Genomic DNA, 16014 nt, shown 5'->3' with positions numbered 1-16014 from the left:
AAATATATAGTTACATTCACGCGGGCGATTCAAGTCGAAAGTATGAATTTGCGTGTTCCTGCGTATGAGCACCCACCCAATACCAGGGAGATATTTATTGCGTCAGGACTATGTAATATTAGGAATGCACAGAAAATAAGGAGAACAATATGCACCTGAGCATTACCGATAATGTGACACAGCAGGATAAAAACGAACTGTTAACGGGGCTGAGAGCCTACAACGGGCAGTTTTTGGATCTGACGACCTTTAGCGGGGATATCGGCGTTTACATACGAGACGAAAAAGGTGTGATGCTTGGCGGGTTAATCGGCGTGCGTAAAGGTGAGTGGTTAAATATCGATTTTCTCTGGGTCAGCGAAGGCGCGCGTGGCTCCGGGGTCGGTAGCCAGTTGATCAAATCTGCCGAGGTCGAGGCAAAGCATAAAGGCTGTCGACATGCGCTGGTGGATACGGCCAGTTTCCAGGCGCGTCCGTTTTATGAAAAACAGGGTTATCAGCTGCAGATGTCTTTGCCGGATTATCCGTACCCGGGTATGCAGAGACACTATCTGACCAAACTTCTTTAACCAGCACCCTGGAATGGCGGTGTTACCCGGCATATAACTTATCCTTCTTATTGATTCTTTTTCATTTTTTAGCGTACCGCGTCGTTGTCGATATAGTCATTGAAACGTTCATCAAAAGGATATGCCTCGTGAAATTTCAATTGAGTGCCCTGGTGCTTGCAGGCCTGCTGCTGGCGGGCTGCGATCAAGGTGGCAGCAATGCCAAACACATCAAAGTTGGCGTGATTAACGGCGCGGAACAGGATGTGGCGGAAGTCGCCAAAAAGGTGGCAAAAGAGAAATACGGCCTGGACGTGGAGCTGGTGGGCTTTAGCGGCTCACTGTTGCCCAACGATGCCACCAACCAGGGCGAGCTGGATGCCAACGTCTTCCAGCACCGTCCGTTCCTGGCGGAAGATAACAAGGCGCATAATTACAAGCTGGTGGCCGTGGCGAATACCTTCGTCTTCCCGATGGCCGGTTATTCCCGCAAAATTACATCCGTGTCTGAGCTGAAAAACGGCGCGACCATTGCCATCCCCAATGACCCGACAAACCTTGGCCGCGCGCTGTTGCTGCTGCAAAAAGAGAAGCTGATTACCCTCAAGCCGGACGTGGGCCTGCTGCCAACGGCGCTGGATATCACGGCAAATCCGAAGGATCTGAAAATCATGGAGCTGGAAGGTGCGCAGCTGCCGCGCGTGCTGGATGACCCGAAAGTCGATGTCGCCATCATCAGCACCACCTACATCCAGCAAACCGGGCTTTCTCCGGTACATAACAGCGTCTTTATCGAAGACAAAAACTCGCCCTACGTGAACATCGTGGTGACGCGTGAAGACAACAAAGACGCGGAAAACGTGAAGGAATTTATTCAGTCGTATCAGTCACCTGAAGTGGCGAAAGCGGCGGAGACTCTCTTTAACGGCGGCGCGGTACCGGGCTGGTAAGGCGTCTGGCGGGGAAACCCGCCTTTTCACGTTGACCCGATTCCATCGATCATCGCCCTTTAGCCCACATCGCAATGCGCAGTGTCTGGCTATTCTCCTTATCACACCCACCGGAGGATAGCCCATGAACATCACTCAAATTCGCAATGCCACACAACTGATCACCTACGCCGGCAAACGCTTTTTAATTGACCCGATGCTGGCTCCGAAAGGCGCTTATCCCGGTTTTCCCGGTACGGCGCGCGCGGATATTCGCAACCCGATGGTGGAATTACCTGTGGACGTCAACACACTGCTGGATGCTGATGCAGTGGTTGTCACCCACACCCACAACGATCACTGGGATCAAACCGCGATTGAGCTGATCGCCAAAGACAAGCCGGTTTATGTGCAAAACGATCAGGATGCCGCGCTGTTGCGCAGCCAGGGGTTTACCAACCTGACGGTGATGGATGAAGAGACCGCGTTTGGCGATATCCTGATTGCGAAAACCCACGGCGGCCAGCACGGTACCGACCGCGCTTACGCGGTACCGGAACTGGCAGAACGTCTGGGTGAAGCCTGTGGCGTGGTCTTCCGTCATCCTGATGAGAAGACGCTCTACATCGCAGGGGATACTATCTGGCGTGAGGAAGTGGCAGCCGATCTGCAACAACACCAGCCGGATGTGGTGGTCGTTAACGCCGGTTACGCGCATGTGATTGGCTTCGGGCCGATCATTATGGGGGAGCAGGATGTGCTTAACGTGCATTTCCTGCTGCCGCAGGCGCAGATTGTGGCGGCTCATATGGAAGCCATCAACCACTGTCTGCTGACCCGAAGCGCACTGCGCGAGTACGCAGAAGCTAACCAGTTTAGTGATGCGCTGAGCATTCCACAGGACGGTGAAACCGTTATATTCTGAGCCTCACTAAGGGAAAGGAGAGACAGATGCCGCTTATCAACGTCGCGATTGTTGCGGTGGACGGGTTTAGCCCGTTCCACTACTCCGTTCCCTGTATTTTATTTGGTGATAGCGTATCCGGTGAAAAGCGCTTTACTGTCACGATCTGCGCTGAAAAACCGGGGATTCTGACCTCGAAAGATGGTTTCGCGCTCAATGCGACGCAGGATTTTTCAGCCATCGGGCGAGCCGATATCGTCGTGGTGCCTTACTGGCAACATGTGCTGGAACGCCCACCGCAGACGCTGCTTGATAACCTGGTTCAGGCAAGAGACCGCGGTGCGGAAATCGTCGGGCTGTGTCTCGGGTCGTTTGTGCTGGGTTATGCAGGCATTCTTGACGGCAAACGTGCCGCCACCCACTGGGAGTTCGAACGCCAGTTCCAGTCGCTTTTCCCGAACGTACAGCTGGATATCAATGCGCTTTACGTTGATGACGACAACATCATCACCTCTGCGGGTACCGCAGCCGCGCTTGATTGCTGCCTGTATATCATCCGTCAACGTTTTGGCAGCGTGGTGGCCAACCAGATTGCCCGCCGGATGATTGTGCCGCCGCACCGCGAAGGCGGGCAGGCGCAGTTTATTGCGCAGCCTGTGCCAAAAGATACCCGCGACGCGCGGATTAACTGCCTGATTGACTACCTCCAGCAGCATATTACCGAACCGCATAACCTGGATTCGCTCGCCGATGTTGTTTCAATGAGCCGCCGCACGCTGACCCGCCATTTTATTAAGGCCACGGGCATGAGCGTGGCCGACTGGCTCACCGCCGAGCGCCTGCGGCGCAGCCAGACCTTACTGGAAGCCGGAAATATGCCGGTTGAAAGCGTGGCCGAGCTGGTAGGGTTTAACTCTGCGGTGACCTGGCGTCAGCAGTTTAAGGCACGCTTTGGGGTCAGCCCGGCGGAGTGGCGCAAGACGTTCCGGACTCGTCTGTAGACCAGGTAAGCGTAGCGCCACCTGGCAATTATCCCAGCTTCTCCATCCTTGTCTCCCCTTCCACCATCGACAGCTGATACAGCGAAAACGAACGGTGTTTTTCAATCAAATTCGCCAGCTGCGGCGAGTGGCTGGTGAGCCAGATCTGCGAGTAGCGGCTGGCTTCGGCAATTAAGCTCGCCAGCGCAGGCAGCATTTGCGGATGCAGGCTGTTTTCCGGTTCATTGAGGGCGATAAACGCAGGCGGGCGTGGGCTTAACAACGCCACCGTCAGGCACAGAAAACGCAGTGTGCCGTCGGAGAACTCTGCCGGTTCCAGCGGCCTGCTTAACCCTTCGCGCTGCATCATCATCCGGAAGCGTCCACCTGAGTTGTCGCTGTAAAACACGCAGCCGGGGAAGGCCTGGTCGAGGATGCGCATCAGCAGCAGCTCGTCGCCAATCTCGACAATGGTCTGAAACGCTGCCGCCAGGTTCGCGCCGTCTCCGGCCAGCACCGGGGAGCGGAAACCGACCTGCGGCGCACGGATAGCCGAACCGGATGAGACGGAAAATTCGTGATAAAAACGCCAGTTACGCAGGGACTCGCGCATCTGCGACACTTCCGGGTAGAGGTGCGGTTCGCCGAGTTGCCCGAACACCGATTCGTTCTCATACAGCGTGCCGCTGTGGGTCACTTTTTCGTGATGCACATTATTCAGGAACACGGCCTGATTCTTACGTTTCATCAACTGTGATGACGGTCGGCGATGCTGGCCGCTCAGCCAGATGGACTCTTCTTTGATCACCGGGTCGAGCTGAAACTGCGAGGCATACGGCAGCCTCTCAACAAAGCCCACCTGCAATTCGTATTCGTAGGTTTCTGTTTCCACTGCCAGATTCATGCGCCGAAGCTGGTCGCTGCGGGTTTTGCCTGCCCAGAACACCTTCAGAATTCCGCCTTCGTTCGCCAGCGCCTGGGAAAACTGCCCCTGAGCCGCGCTGTGTATCAGGTGGATCGCCTTGTAGATATTTGATTTTCCGGTGCCGTTCGGGCCGAAGACGATGTTGAGCTGCTCCAGTTCCAGCGACATGTCGCGAATCGAGCGGTAGTTTTCAATGTGCAGGGTGTTGATCATCGGTGAAGGGCTCCTGTGTCCGTACGAGCCATAGTCTATTTTCCTGATGCGGGTGACGGCAAGGGAGAGGCGGTATAATCCGCCAGCCTGTCGACAGGGAAATGCAGGGAAGCATTCTGGTGAAAGGCCTCCAGTAGATATTCCACCGTAGCTTTCACGCGTGGCGCGACCAGCGCACGGTGAGGATACTGGATAACCATCTCGTAATTCCCCGGATCGTGCTGGCCAACCAGCACGGTTTTCAGCGCGCCGGACTGCAAATGCACCAGCGCATGATGTACGCCCACCTGAGCAATCCCTAATCCTAAAAGCGCAGCCTGCGTTTGAGCTTCTGGTGCGGAGAGGGTCACAGCCGCTGCGTCTGGTTCCAGCGTCGTCAGGCTGCCGTCCTGCTCCCTGAACCCCCAGGGGGAAACGCGCCCACTTAAGAAGCGTCGGGCAATCAGATGGTGATGCGCAAGGTCGTCGGGCGTTGTGGGTACACCGCAGCGCTCAAGATAGCCCGGCGAGGCAACCAGCACGGTTTTCAGCTGGCAGACCGGGCGCGAAACCAGCGACGAATCGACAATATGTCCGCCGCGAATGGCGAGGTCATAGCCGTCGGCAATGAGATCCGTCACCCTGTCGTCAAAATCCACTTCTACCGAAATACCCGGGTAGCGCGCCCGCAGCCCCGGCAACACCGGGAGTAACTGCTCGCACCCAAAGGCGGCGCTGGTGGAAATACGAACGTGCCCGCGGGTCTCCATTTTGCGTGCAACAACAGCATCCATCGCCGTATCCAGCGCACCAATGGCAATCCGCGCCTGTTGCAAAAAGACGCGTCCTTCTTCCGTCAGGCTCAGTGTGCGTGTGGTGCGGTTCATCAGCCTGACCCCGAGCGCCTGCTCCAGCCCGGCGATGTTCTTACTGACCGCGGCGGGGCTGATCCCCTGGCTGCGCGCTGCTGCGGCAAAGCTGCCCGCGTCGGCGGCTTCCACGAACGACACAATCGCCCTGACTCGCTGGGATAACTCCATCCGTCTTTCCCCTCATTCACAACCTGGAGTTGATTATCTATCAACCATACCCCCAATTCTCGTTACGAGTAAACGGGCACATACTCTCGCCATCAACCCCCTGCGAGGAACCCATATGAAACCGTCTGAGCCTGCATATTTCATTTTTGATGTTGTGATCCACGATGCGGCAGCGATGCAGCCCTACCGCGAAAACGTTGAAACCAGCTACAAAGCCTTTGGTGGTAAGCGGCTGGTGATGGGTGGCCAGTGCGACACCGTGGAGGGCAACGGCCCGCAAGGGATGCTGGTGATGCTGCAGTTCGACAGCGTCGGGCAGGCGCACGCCTGGCACGACTCTCCGGCGTATCAGGACATCATTCATTACCGTCACGCCGCCGCCAGCACCAACGCATGGCTGGTAAAAGGCGTGATACCAGAACAACAATAAAGGAGCGGTTTATGAAAACCTTAGCGATTGTTTCCCATCCGTATGCTTCACAGTCTCGTATCATCAATGCGTTACAGCAGACAGCGAGCGAAGCGGATAACGTCATCGTGCGTAATCTGGAAACGCTCTACGGCAACGACGTAAACGCCATTGATGTGGTGGCCGAACAAGCGGCCTACCACGGCGTCGACCGCGTGGTGTTTATCTACCCGACACACTGGTTCAACCTGACCCCGATGCTGAAAGGCTATCTCAACGAAGTGTGGCAGTATGGCTGGGCGTTTGGTGCGGGTGGCGATGCGCTAAAAGGCAAAGATCTCATGGTGGTGACGTCCGCTGGCGCGAGCCCGTTTACCTACTCCCGTGAAGGGCTGATCCAAAGCTCAATGGATGAGGTGCTCAGCCCAATGAAGGCCAGCGCGCTGTATGTGGGCATGAACTGGCTGCCACCCCTGGCGTTTTACGAAGTGGCGGCGGCGAACCGGGATAAGGTGCCAGAGTTCCAGCAAGCGCTGGCTCAGGCGTTGCACGTGGCGTAAAAAAGACGACCATGAGGCCTCAACAGGGCGCTGCTTTGGGACTCTGTGGTGACCCTCAGGTTACAGCCAGACGCAGGGCCAAATCATCGGGATAGGGATCAAAGTAGTTTTGCGTCATCAGATACGGGTCAGGATATTCGGCCAGATAATGCTTCAGCAGCGTGAGCGGTGCGAGGATGGGCAGCAGCCCGTTGCGGTAATGCAGGATCACATCCCGTAGCTCTCCGCGCTGGCGGTTGTTCAGCTGGTTGCGGAAATAACCCTGAATATGCATCAGCACATTGGTGTGGTTCTTCCGTGACGCGGGTTTCTTCAGGATCGCCATCAGCTTTTCGCGGTACACCACGAAGAACGCGTCCAGATCGTCCCACTGGTGCAGTGAGGCGACGAACGGGCCAATCTCGCGGTAGCCTGCCTGATGGTGTGCCAGCAACTGCAGTTTGTAACGGCTATGGAAGTCCAGCAACGCGTGGCGCGTCAGGCCGTTGGCGCGCAGTGTGTTCAGTGCGTGAAGCGCGAAAATGCGCTCAACAAAGTTTTCCCGCAGTATGGGGTCGTGCAGGCGACCATCTTCCTCTACGGGTAGCCACGGCCAGGTTTCAAGAAGCGCGGCAGTGAACAGCCCCACGCCCTCTTTGCGGCCCCGGTTGCCGTTTTCATCGTACAACCGCACGCGCTCCATGCCACAGCTGGGGGATTTCGCACAGACGATAAAACCGGCGAGATCGCCGATTTTTGGCAAATAACCAGCGGCAAAGTCGACCATTTTTTGCGTGACGTCATCGTGAGGGGCATGGCTAAAACGCATCCGGGTTTCGCCGCTGACGGTCTGAATCAGACGCAGTGCCGGACGAGGTGTCGGCAGACCGATTGCCATTTCAGGGCAAACGGGTTTGAAACTGACCCACTGCGCCAGTTCGTCCATGACGAAGCCCATACGCTTATGTCCGCCGTCGAAGCGAACGGCGGAGCCGGTCAGACATCCGCTAATTCCCAGCACAGGTTTTGTTGTCATGGTGTGTACCTCCGGAGCATATAGTTAAAACTTACACAGCATGATTGATTTGTCCATGCCCGGGTCTCCGCGCGCTGTAGTGAAGATCGTGCTTTCTTCGTAGGGTATTACTGGCCAGCCTGGATAGACTTCCGTTAAAAGCTCAACGGGGGGATAGTGAAATGAACTGGCAGCCTTTTCGTGGCAACGCACCGGAAAACATGGCGATTTACAGCGCCTCATTTCCGGATGTCAGCGATCAGTGGCCAATGAAAGATGAGACAGCCCGGGAGATCAACACGCTCGACCAGGCGCTGAAAGCCGATCCGGCGCTCCAGCCTCCACTTATTGAATACGAAGAGGGGGGACAGGCGGTGCTTATCCCTCAGAACCGTTATTCCGAGCAGGCGTATCGCAACCGTCCTGCCCTTACCGCGTGGCGCACGCGGCTGGTTCCCTCTGCGCTGGCGCTGTTTGTGGTGCAAAACCCACTGGAAGGCCGCCTCCCGGAAGGGACGAAAATGGACAGCGACAGCCGCCAGTGGTTTATCCATGCGAACGACGCCATTGGCGTGCGTTCCCGCGCACGGGTGCTGGGCGCGTTAGTGGAAAAATATATCCACAACGAGGGTGAGAACAACTGGGTGAGCCTGGCAAGCGGCGCGGCTATCCCGGTGCTGGAAGCGTTGCGCAATGCAAAACTCGACGGCCAGCAGGTGTACCTGACGCTGGTGGATAAAGACCCGGTCGCCCTGAGCTGGGCAGAAACTCTGGCCGCGCAGGAAGGACTCATCGTGGGCGAACAGCTGACGTTGCTCAGGCGCAACCTGGTGAATACGCTGGTGCGCAACGAAGATTTACTGCTGGAGCTGGGCGAGCACCAGGCTGAGCTGGTGGACGCGCTGGGGATTTTTGAATACTTCAACGATGCCGATGCGGCGATATTTTTGCAGCGTGTGCTACGGCTGGTGAAGCCCGGTGGGGGGGTGATAGTGTCGAATATGCTGACCAGCAGCCCGCAGATTGACTTTACCCTGCGCTGTATTGGCTGGGAGCCTATCTTCCCGCGTACGCTGCAACAGCTGCAGGACATCCACATTGCGGCGGGTGTGCCGGTGGAGAATGTGACCGTGGTAGTGCCGAAGGATGGGGTGTATGCGGTGATGGAGATTAAAGCTTAGCGCGATCGGTTCCCTCTCCCTTGAGGTGCAGGTTGGCACAGAATACCTCCTCTCCCTTGAGGGTGTACGGTCCGGGGACATGGTGAACACTTTTTAACATCCTTTACCTATGGTGATCGACTTTTTCTTCAGGTCGATCACCCCCACTTTCGTGCTGTACCACCACACGTCATAACAGCCGTCTTCCTGTGTTTCCCTCAGCCCTACCCGTTCCCCCCTGAACGCCTTGCCTGCGCTCAGACTGACTCCTTTCACGCTCAGCTTCCCGCTGATATCGACTTTCCTGACCATCACCCCCTCATCGTATTCCGGTGGGATTGTGTTGCCGTTGTACTGTCGTGCGGACGGCTGATACCGGGAGGCCGGAACGTTCATACCCAGCGCCTCGTGCGGTCGTTCAAGGTTATAGACGGTGCGCCAGTGTTCAAATGCACGCTGCAGTTCACCGCTGTCCGCGAACCACTTCCCCTGCAACACTTCCGCCTTCAGGCTGCGGTGAAAACGCTCCAGCTTGCCCTGTGTCTGCGGATGATATGGCCGGGAGTGCCCCACCCGGATACCCAGGCGCATCAGCCACAGCTCCAGTGCCGTCCAGATGCCGGTGGTGTCGCCCCACGGCGCTCCGTTATCCATCGTCATCCTGTCCGGCAGACCGTAGCGTTCAAACACGCTGACCAGCTGCTGCTGTACGGTCTCACGCCGTTCATCGGTGCAGTGTGCCAGGCACAGGGAAAAGCGGGAGTGGTCATCCAGCAGGGTGAGCGGATGACAGCGGCCACCACCAAAGGGAAAGTGTCCCTTAAAATCCATCTGCCAGAGGCGATTGGGCGCATCATGTTCGAACCGCCCTGAGGCCGGAATGCCCGGTGAAACGCCCGGCAGCAGACCGTGGCGGGCCATCAGGTTATGGACGGTGCTGAAAGCGGGCATGCAGTGCCCCAGGTCTTCCAGCCAGCGCTTAATCTTGCGTGCGCCCCAGCGTTCATGACGGTCATGTGCCATGCGCAGAAGAGCTGTGATGTCATCAGATGAGCGGTTCGGGGAATGATGAGGTATACGGGGCCGGTCCAGAAGGCCGGATGCGCCTTCCTGAGCCCAGCGCTGAAGCCACTTATAGCCAGTGGCAGGCGAAATGCCGTAGTGACGGCACAGGGAACGGATGTTCGCCCCGTCCTGCGAGGCGAACAAAACAAACTCGGTACGTAATGACATGGTATCTCTCGCATCCCAGGGCATAAGTGACTCCATAAACGGGTTCTTATGCCTTAGTTGTAAGTGTCTACCATGTCCCCGAACAAGTGTTCACTATGTCCCCGGACTGTACAGAGGGAGAGGGCTGGGGTGAGGGGGAACAGATAACCGGGATAGACTTGAATTAACGTGGTTATCCGCACATGATCCCCCTCATGAAAATAGAAACCGCACTTCCCTCACACTTCGAACGTCTGGTCGCAATCTGGGGATCTTCCGTTCGTGCCACGCACCACTTTTTACAGGAAAGCGATATTGCGGCACTGCGTCCGTTATTGCTCAACGTGTATCTGCCAAACCTCAACGTCGCCATTGCCCGCGATGAAACCGGCGTTATTCATGGCTTTTTGGGCGTTGATGAAAACCGCATTGAAATGCTGTTTGTCGACGACGTAAGCCGGGGTAAGGGCGTCGGCAAATTACTGCTGAAATACGCCATCGCAGAGTTCAGTGCGAATGAAGTGGATGTGAACGAGCAAAACCCGCAGGGCGTGGCGTTTTATCGTCATATGGGGTTTGAGCAGGTTGGACGATCGGCGCTGGACGGGCAGGGTAATCCGTTTCCGTTGCTGCATATGCGGTTGAGTGGAAATACCGAGGTTAGCGCTTAGCCTGCTTATCCCATTTTAATAAGCCGACGATATCTTTTTCTCCTTCGGCTTCTTTAAGCAGGCGCTGTTTTTTTTCAAACTGACTGTATTCCGAACACGCCTTTTCATCAGCCGCTTTCTTGCTGATTTTACCTGCCCCGTCTAAAACGTCCCGGTCGTTAAATTGCAGGAACTGATCGAGTCTGGTTTGCCAGTCTCGTAAAAATACCTGCTGGCGACGTCTGGCCTGATCTTCGGCAAAATCCAGCCACATATTAACGACGCGATTAAGCTCGTTCACTTCATCCTGGGACAGATAATTTTTGGCGGTGGTGACATCGCTTTTACGGACTTCTTCGCCTTTATAGTGGGTCAGCCCCATATGCGGTTGACTGGCGTCTGCGCGTTGGTGAATCAACTCCGCAGCGGTGTGGCCTGTGCAGGCAAAATGCAGTTTATTCTGGATGGTCTGGAAGAATTGCGTGGTTTCTTTAAGCGAGGGCTGATAGTCAGCCGCTAATGCAAAAATCTCCCTGACCCGTAGATAAACCCGGCGTTTGCTGGCCCGAATGTCGCGAATGCGTTCCAGCATGTCATCGAAATAATCGGGTACGGCGGAGGAACCAACGGGCGGATTCCTCAGCCGCTCATCGTCCATGACGAAGCCTTTTACCAGGTATTCCTGCAGCGTCTGGGTGGCCCACTGGCGGAACTGTGTGCCTCGCGTGGAGCGGACACGGTAGCCGATGGCGAGAATGACGGGCAGGCTAAGGTATTGAACATTGTAGGTTTTACCATCGCTGGCAGTTGTTCGGTAAAACCGAACAACTGAATTTTCGACCAGTTCTCCCTCATCAAAGATATTCTTGATATGCCCGCTGATCGTTGCTTTGGCCTTGCCGTATAAGTCGCAGATCATGGCCTGTGAAAGCCACAAAGTATCGCTTTCAAATCGGCATTCGATACGTACTTTTCCATCCCCGCTGGCAAACATGACAAATTCACCTGCTGGCGAATTTATTAATTCTTCATATGTCATGCTGCCTCCGCGTTTTAAGGTGTATGTCTTTACGTTCGTAGTATGCCAGAAATAGCCGCTAAGCCCGGGGAGTTGTTACTGATTTTGCGAGGAGCTTTCCAGGAAGTTGAGTTTGAATCGCTGCAAGCGCTTCTTCTATCTGAATGAGCTTTGCCTTCGTCCGTTTGTATTCGTCCAGCAACCTCTGCTCATTCTCGCTATACGCCACCAGAACGATGCACCCTTTCATCACCTTCACCGTCACCTGATGTCCGGTATCAAACCCCGCCGCGCGTAACCACTTGCCGGAAAGAATAATATTGGGCGTGGATTTGTCGAAAACATTCGGGCGGTATCCCACAATTAACGAACGCTCGGTTCCGGATTGGTCGGTGTCTGGGGTAGAATGCGAATCAGCCATAATCAACTCCTTGATAGTTGGTGAGGTTAGACGCCCTTTAGTGCTCCAACACTGCTGGGCGTTGTTAGAATTCATAATCCATGTGGTAGGTACCACATGCAGATAAATTAACTGAAGTGGTACCTACCATGCAAGAGAAAAAGAAACCAAATTTTGACCGCACTAAAAGCACGATGAAGAACATTCGGTTCGAGGATGAGCTTTTGGAGCAGATTGAGAAGGCGGCGGGGAAAGGGAATTTTAGTCGCTGGGTAAAAGATGCATGTAAGTTATACTTAGCTAAATCGAATAATAAAGATTAGATAATTAATGGCCTAATAATATATTAGGCCATTACAATTACGCACTCTCTTTATCAGCTAAGTTTCCGTTGTTTGCTGTTTGTGTATTTTTCATATTTGCAAATGTTGTAATAGATTCTGTTGCGGTGTTTTTTATCTTTTCAACAAACCCAGGGACTGTTTTTAATGCTTCTTTTACAGTTTCAGATGAAAGAAGTTCATGAAATGGACTTCCATGATTTTCTGCCTCTACGAGGCGAAGAGGTAATTCATCAATTCTATTTAAAGCAGATTCAAGCAATTTCACTTCTAGTTTTTTATCGATTCTTGAAGCTTCGCTTCGATAACCTTCATAGGCTCTGGATACTGAGGCTTTGAAAGCATAGTCTTCAGATAATTTAAATCTATGTCCAATTTGTTTAGTTGCTAACCAAGAGAACCACACTGGTGCCCCTATAGATAGTACTGATAAAATAAGATTTGTAGTTATTAGTGTGATAGATGGGGCTGGGGATGATGTTGCCTGTAATAACTCATGTAGGCGATTAGCACCAAAATAACTCCCAGTACCCAAGGAAATTATGAGCCCAATAACCCATACCCACATTGATTTAGAGAGCGATTTAGAACGCTCAATGAAGGCAGCTGCTAAACCGACAGTAGTTGCTGCAGAATAAGCTGATTCGCAACGTTCTAGGATGCTTTCTGCTGTATTTTTCTTTGTTCCTAAGTCATTCTCAATATTAGCACTTTTCTCTAGCAATATATTGATTTGTGCATGCTCAGTTGTGGCATTTTGAAGGATTTCTTTAATTTTGTTACGAGCTTCGCTAAGAGATTCTAAATCTGTTGGAAGTTGATCGGCAGCATTATAGGCTTCTTCTATACGCGAAACCATTGTTTTTAAACTATTCGTTCTAAATAGCTGCGCGGAATAGTAGATCACTGAAAGGGAACTCAGCCCGGATTGTGCGATCTGATCAATCGCCAAACCAACCAAAATCACCAACCGGACTGAGCGATGCCGATCATAGTACCAATACCCCGTGGCGAACGACGCCTGATGCAGAAAGCTATTCATAAAACGCGTGATAAAAATCATGCCCGCAGACTCACGGCCATGCTAATGCTTCATCGGGGTGAACGGGTCAGCGATGTTGCCAGAACTCTCTGTTGTGCCCGTTCATCCGTTGGTCGCTGGATTAACTGGTTTACGCACTCAGGTATTGAAGGCCTGAAATCCTTACCCGCAGGGCGCTCCCGACGCTGGCCTTTTGAACATATCTGCACCCTGTTACGTGAGCTGATAAAGCATTCTCCCGGCGATTTTGGTTATCAACGTTCACGCTGGAGCACCGAATTACTGGCAATAAAAATCAATGAGATAACCGGTTGCCAGTTACATGCAGGAACCGTTCGCCGCTGGTTGCCATCTGCGGGGCTTGTATGGCGCAGGGCCGCGCCAACTCTGCGTATCCGTGACCCACATAAAGATGAAAAGATGGCGGTAATCCACAAAGCGCTGGATGAATGCAGCGCAGAGCATCCGGTATTTTATGAAGATGAAGTGGATATCCACCTTAATCCTAAAATCGGTGCGGACTGGCAGTTGCGCGGACAGCAGAAACGGGTAGTGACGCCGGGGCAGAACGAAAAATACTATCTGGCCGGCGCACTGCACAGTGGCACGGGTAAAGTCAGCTACGTGGGCGGCAACAGCAAAAGTTCAGCGCTGTTTATCGCTCTGCTAAAGCACCTGAAAGCCACTTACCGGCGGGCGAAAACAATCACGCTGATCGTTGATAACTACATTATCCATAAAAGCCGCGAAACACAGCGCTGGTTGAAAGCAAATCCCAAGTTCAGGGTAATTTACCAGCCGGTTTACTCGCCGTGGGTGAATCATGTGGAACGGCTATGGCAGGCACTTCATGACACGATAACCCGTAATCATCAGTGCCGCTCAATGTGGCAGTTACTGAAAAAGGTCCGCCATTTTATGGAAACCGCCAGCCCATTCCCCGGAGGAAAACATGGTCAGGCAAAAGTGTAGCGGTATTAGGCGCAGCTATTTAGGTTCAAGGTCTTTTATTCTTGCTTCTAATGTTCTGACCTTTTTTAATAAGTCTCGCATAGCTGCGCTATGGTTTTTATTTAATGCAGTTGTAAGTGATTTAGAAAGGTAGTTAATCGTAATCTGGAACGCAGGGATGGCTTGATTTCCATTGCTCCAAATATTTGGTATAGTAAGTGCATTTAATTTTTGAAGTCTTGGTAAATAGTCTGTAAGTAATTCTGTATAACTCTCATCTATCTCACATTCTTTGTTTGCATCAATAATGTCAATGAGTTCTTGAGTTTGATTTATGAGTTCTTGTTTAGAAACACCTGGAAAACTCCAATTATTATGAGCAATATTTAGAGCTTGTGTGCTGGGTATTTTTGAGTCAAGTTCTTGTAAGGTTATTTCAAGCTCATTACGTATATTATTTATTATATCATTCATTTTTAATCCTGTAGATTGGCAAATGTGATTAGCAACAGAAGTAATGAAGAAATGGAATAGATAAATTAGAAACATTTTTGGCGGAGATCACAGGAGTCGTATTTGATACTTAACTCATTGATTTAAAATTGATATTTTGTGTTGGATAAATGAGTAACCCCCATAAGCACCCCCAAATGATTTTGCTTGTGGAGAGCAGAGGCATCCAGAGCTACTTTTTGGCCTGTAGTAAAGTGGCAATATCCTTTTCGCCTCCGGCTTCTGTTTAACGCCGAGTTGTTTGGTAAAACCGAACAACTGAAGTTTCGCATATTCAGTTTGCCAGCGTCTGGCGATGCTCTCCCTGCTGAACTTGTAAATTAGACTTACAGGTTACGTAGTAGCCTGTTGAGAGTTCTTGGCCGCAATGATTATGCCAGAAACCCATAATCTACTCAGGTTATCTTGCAGGTAGCGCTCCAGGAAAATGTTTTGCCACGATATCATTCATCCTCTCCACCAGATCAAGGCGTTTAAATGTGATATGTCCGCTGCCTTTCTGAAAATAACGAATGCTAAAGAAATCATCCTCGAAGACCTGTTGATGTGGATTATCGCGAACAAAATCCATGAACCGAATGGAGATATCGTGCCGGTTATCAGGGATGGTTTTACCATCCAGCAAATACAGCATACGTTCCAGATCGGCTAACTGATCGCGCCGCCAGCCCCAGTTCAGGCTGTAGCCCCATCGGTCATGCTTCACCAGATTGTTGACGATAATCTTCTTGCCAAAACAGCAAGGATTGTTGGTTTTGTAGTCCCAGCTTAGCCCTTTAAATACGTTGATAATTCCACGTTCGAAAACATCCTGTTTATTGTGGTGGAGTTGTTCAAAGGTGCTCAGGATGTTGGCTTCACTGATTGCCGGGAGATCACCCTCTTCGAGGTTCTTCGCCCACTGACTACGCGCCTCTGCGTCCATTAACGTCAGCATCCCGGACTTCAACATTAGATCGCGCCAGATGCTGCGATCGATATTGTGGGCGATCACCGGCATTGCCCTGTCTACAGGTTGTACCAGCCAACAGTCAAAGGAATGCCCTTGTCTCATTGCCCAGTGATCTGCCACGTCACCGCCAATGCTGGAGGTCAATCGGGAAATATCATCAAGCTGGCGGATTAGCGCCTCTATTTGTTTTAGCGCAGCATCACGTCCTGTGACGATACGTTCAATACTGGTCGAGCAAATTAGCTCATTATGATCGGTTAAAACTTCAGCTTCAGTTTGCATTATTTTTGTCCG

At 52.6% G+C, this 16014-nt stretch carries 19 protein-coding genes; 10 read left to right on the top strand and 9 right to left on the bottom strand.

The features are described 5' to 3' along the window. Positions 1 to 149: 149 nt before the first annotated feature. From HV318_RS13575 to HV318_RS13560, 4 genes are all read left to right on the top strand, one after another. Complete coding sequence (locus HV318_RS13575) at positions 150 to 569, top strand: GNAT family N-acetyltransferase (RefSeq protein ID WP_182273151.1); 420 nt, start codon at positions 150 to 152, stop codon at positions 567 to 569. A gap of 128 nt (positions 570 to 697) precedes the next feature. Beyond that, positions 698 to 1498: a lipoprotein NlpA gene (gene nlpA, locus HV318_RS13570; protein WP_524537206.1), complete on the top strand. Its 801-nt coding sequence runs from the start codon at positions 698 to 700 to the stop codon at positions 1496 to 1498. 124 nt (positions 1499 to 1622) lie between these two features. Continuing rightward, positions 1623 to 2402: an MBL fold metallo-hydrolase gene (locus tag HV318_RS13565; RefSeq protein ID WP_182273150.1), complete on the top strand. Its 780-nt coding sequence runs from the start codon at positions 1623 to 1625 to the stop codon at positions 2400 to 2402. A gap of 26 nt (positions 2403 to 2428) precedes the next feature. Beyond that, positions 2429 to 3382, top strand: a complete 954-nt coding sequence (locus HV318_RS13560) for a GlxA family transcriptional regulator (RefSeq protein WP_182273149.1) — start codon at positions 2429 to 2431, stop codon at positions 3380 to 3382. Positions 3383 to 3410: 28 nt separating this feature from the next. On the opposite strand, the gene HV318_RS13555 is transcribed toward HV318_RS13560, so the two are convergent. Together HV318_RS13555 and HV318_RS13550 are read right to left on the bottom strand one after the other, a co-directional pair. Further along, on the bottom strand, positions 3411 to 4499 hold the full coding sequence (locus HV318_RS13555; RefSeq protein ID WP_182273148.1) for an AAA family ATPase: 1089 nt from the start codon (positions 4497 to 4499) through the stop codon (positions 3411 to 3413). Positions 4500 to 4534: 35 nt separating this feature from the next. Next, a complete protein-coding gene (locus HV318_RS13550; protein ID WP_182273147.1) occupies positions 4535 to 5518 on the bottom strand; it encodes a LysR family transcriptional regulator in 984 nt (327 codons plus the stop codon). A 115-nt stretch (positions 5519 to 5633) separates the two neighbouring features. Between HV318_RS13550 and HV318_RS13545 the strand changes: the two genes are divergently transcribed. Both HV318_RS13545 and HV318_RS13540 read left to right on the top strand, forming a co-directional pair. After that, a complete protein-coding gene (locus tag HV318_RS13545) occupies positions 5634 to 5948 on the top strand; it encodes a DUF1330 domain-containing protein (protein WP_182273146.1) in 315 nt (104 codons plus the stop codon). Between the two features lie 11 nt (positions 5949 to 5959). Further along, positions 5960 to 6487, top strand: coding sequence for an NAD(P)H-dependent oxidoreductase (locus HV318_RS13540; RefSeq protein WP_182273145.1), 528 nt, complete (start codon positions 5960 to 5962; stop codon positions 6485 to 6487). Between the two features lie 55 nt (positions 6488 to 6542). On the opposite strand, the gene HV318_RS13535 is transcribed toward HV318_RS13540, so the two are convergent. Beyond that, positions 6543 to 7502 carry a YbgA family protein gene (locus HV318_RS13535; protein WP_182273144.1) on the bottom strand — a complete coding sequence of 320 codons (960 nt, stop codon included), beginning with the start codon at positions 7500 to 7502 and terminating at the stop codon, positions 6543 to 6545. Between the two features lie 161 nt (positions 7503 to 7663). Between HV318_RS13535 and HV318_RS13530 the strand changes: the two genes are divergently transcribed. Next, a complete protein-coding gene (locus HV318_RS13530; RefSeq protein WP_182273143.1) occupies positions 7664 to 8662 on the top strand; it encodes a class I SAM-dependent methyltransferase in 999 nt (332 codons plus the stop codon). 93 nt (positions 8663 to 8755) lie between these two features. On the opposite strand, the gene HV318_RS13525 is transcribed toward HV318_RS13530, so the two are convergent. Further along, positions 8756 to 9898: an IS481 family transposase gene (locus tag HV318_RS13525; RefSeq protein WP_419195714.1), complete on the bottom strand. Its 1143-nt coding sequence runs from the start codon at positions 9896 to 9898 to the stop codon at positions 8756 to 8758. A 170-nt stretch (positions 9899 to 10068) separates the two neighbouring features. Between HV318_RS13525 and HV318_RS13520 the strand changes: the two genes are divergently transcribed. Next, positions 10069 to 10524, top strand: coding sequence for a GNAT family N-acetyltransferase (locus HV318_RS13520; protein ID WP_182273142.1), 456 nt, complete (start codon positions 10069 to 10071; stop codon positions 10522 to 10524). Here the strand turns inward: HV318_RS13520 and HV318_RS13515 are convergent. Both HV318_RS13515 and HV318_RS13510 read right to left on the bottom strand, forming a co-directional pair. Beyond that, positions 10514 to 11542 (bottom strand): virulence RhuM family protein, encoded by a 1029-nt coding sequence (locus tag HV318_RS13515; RefSeq protein ID WP_182273141.1) that lies wholly within the window; start codon positions 11540 to 11542, stop codon positions 10514 to 10516. The two genes, HV318_RS13520 and HV318_RS13515, sit on opposite strands and share 11 nt — an antisense overlap. 58 nt (positions 11543 to 11600) lie before the next feature. Beyond that, complete coding sequence (locus HV318_RS13510; RefSeq protein ID WP_182273140.1) at positions 11601 to 11942, bottom strand: SymE family type I addiction module toxin; 342 nt, start codon at positions 11940 to 11942, stop codon at positions 11601 to 11603. A gap of 128 nt (positions 11943 to 12070) precedes the next feature. On the opposite strand from HV318_RS13510, the gene HV318_RS13505 reads away from it, so the two are divergent. Then, positions 12071 to 12244 carry a YlcI/YnfO family protein gene (locus tag HV318_RS13505; RefSeq protein WP_182273139.1) on the top strand — a complete coding sequence of 58 codons (174 nt, stop codon included), beginning with the start codon at positions 12071 to 12073 and terminating at the stop codon, positions 12242 to 12244. Positions 12245 to 12281: 37 nt separating this feature from the next. Here the strand turns inward: HV318_RS13505 and HV318_RS13500 are convergent, their stop codons facing one another. Then, positions 12282 to 13169 carry a hypothetical protein gene (locus HV318_RS13500; protein WP_182273138.1) on the bottom strand — a complete coding sequence of 296 codons (888 nt, stop codon included), beginning with the start codon at positions 13167 to 13169 and terminating at the stop codon, positions 12282 to 12284. A 75-nt stretch (positions 13170 to 13244) separates the two neighbouring features. On the opposite strand from HV318_RS13500, the gene HV318_RS13495 reads away from it, so the two are divergent. Further along, complete coding sequence (locus HV318_RS13495; RefSeq protein WP_001395480.1) at positions 13245 to 14276, top strand: IS630-like element ISEc33 family transposase; 1032 nt, start codon at positions 13245 to 13247, stop codon at positions 14274 to 14276. A gap of 15 nt (positions 14277 to 14291) precedes the next feature. On the opposite strand, the gene HV318_RS13490 is transcribed toward HV318_RS13495, so the two are convergent. Both HV318_RS13490 and HV318_RS13485 read right to left on the bottom strand, forming a co-directional pair. Further along, on the bottom strand, positions 14292 to 14729 hold the full coding sequence (locus HV318_RS13490) for a hypothetical protein (protein ID WP_182273137.1): 438 nt from the start codon (positions 14727 to 14729) through the stop codon (positions 14292 to 14294). 439 nt (positions 14730 to 15168) lie between these two features. Beyond that, positions 15169 to 16002: a DUF4942 domain-containing protein gene (locus HV318_RS13485; protein ID WP_099530882.1), complete on the bottom strand. Its 834-nt coding sequence runs from the start codon at positions 16000 to 16002 to the stop codon at positions 15169 to 15171. Positions 16003 to 16014: the final 12 nt, after the last annotated feature.

This window comes from Enterobacter sp. RHBSTW-00901, assembly GCF_014103115.1.
GTDB classification, from domain to species: domain Bacteria; phylum Pseudomonadota; class Gammaproteobacteria; order Enterobacterales; family Enterobacteriaceae; genus Enterobacter; species Enterobacter cloacae_P.
Note: the sequence above shows the minus strand (reverse complement) of the source record. Positions and strands in the feature narration are given on the sequence as shown.

Coding starts and splice junctions, on each gene's coding strand:
- HV318_RS13550 (WP_182273147.1), bottom strand. CDS start 5,518: ATGGAGTTATCCCAGCGAGTCAGGGCGATTGTGTCGTTCGTGGAAGCC.
- HV318_RS13520 (WP_182273142.1), top strand. CDS start 10,069: ATGAAAATAGAAACCGCACTTCCCTCACACTTCGAACGTCTGGTCGCA.
- HV318_RS13515 (WP_182273141.1), bottom strand. CDS start 11,542: ATGACATATGAAGAATTAATAAATTCGCCAGCAGGTGAATTTGTCATG.
- HV318_RS13485 (WP_099530882.1), bottom strand. CDS start 16,002: ATGCAAACTGAAGCTGAAGTTTTAACCGATCATAATGAGCTAATTTGC.
- HV318_RS13575 (WP_182273151.1), top strand. CDS start 150: ATGCACCTGAGCATTACCGATAATGTGACACAGCAGGATAAAAACGAA.
- HV318_RS13540 (WP_182273145.1), top strand. CDS start 5,960: ATGAAAACCTTAGCGATTGTTTCCCATCCGTATGCTTCACAGTCTCGT.
- HV318_RS13565 (WP_182273150.1), top strand. CDS start 1,623: ATGAACATCACTCAAATTCGCAATGCCACACAACTGATCACCTACGCC.
- HV318_RS13490 (WP_182273137.1), bottom strand. CDS start 14,729: ATGAATGATATAATAAATAATATACGTAATGAGCTTGAAATAACCTTA.
- HV318_RS13495 (WP_001395480.1), top strand. CDS start 13,245: ATGCCGATCATAGTACCAATACCCCGTGGCGAACGACGCCTGATGCAG.
- HV318_RS13545 (WP_182273146.1), top strand. CDS start 5,634: ATGAAACCGTCTGAGCCTGCATATTTCATTTTTGATGTTGTGATCCAC.
- HV318_RS13560 (WP_182273149.1), top strand. CDS start 2,429: ATGCCGCTTATCAACGTCGCGATTGTTGCGGTGGACGGGTTTAGCCCG.
- HV318_RS13505 (WP_182273139.1), top strand. CDS start 12,071: ATGCAAGAGAAAAAGAAACCAAATTTTGACCGCACTAAAAGCACGATG.
- HV318_RS13525 (WP_419195714.1), bottom strand. CDS start 9,898: ATGCCCTGGGATGCGAGAGATACCATGTCATTACGTACCGAGTTTGTT.
- HV318_RS13555 (WP_182273148.1), bottom strand. CDS start 4,499: ATGATCAACACCCTGCACATTGAAAACTACCGCTCGATTCGCGACATG.
- HV318_RS13530 (WP_182273143.1), top strand. CDS start 7,664: ATGAACTGGCAGCCTTTTCGTGGCAACGCACCGGAAAACATGGCGATT.
- HV318_RS13535 (WP_182273144.1), bottom strand. CDS start 7,502: ATGACAACAAAACCTGTGCTGGGAATTAGCGGATGTCTGACCGGCTCC.
- HV318_RS13510 (WP_182273140.1), bottom strand. CDS start 11,942: ATGGCTGATTCGCATTCTACCCCAGACACCGACCAATCCGGAACCGAG.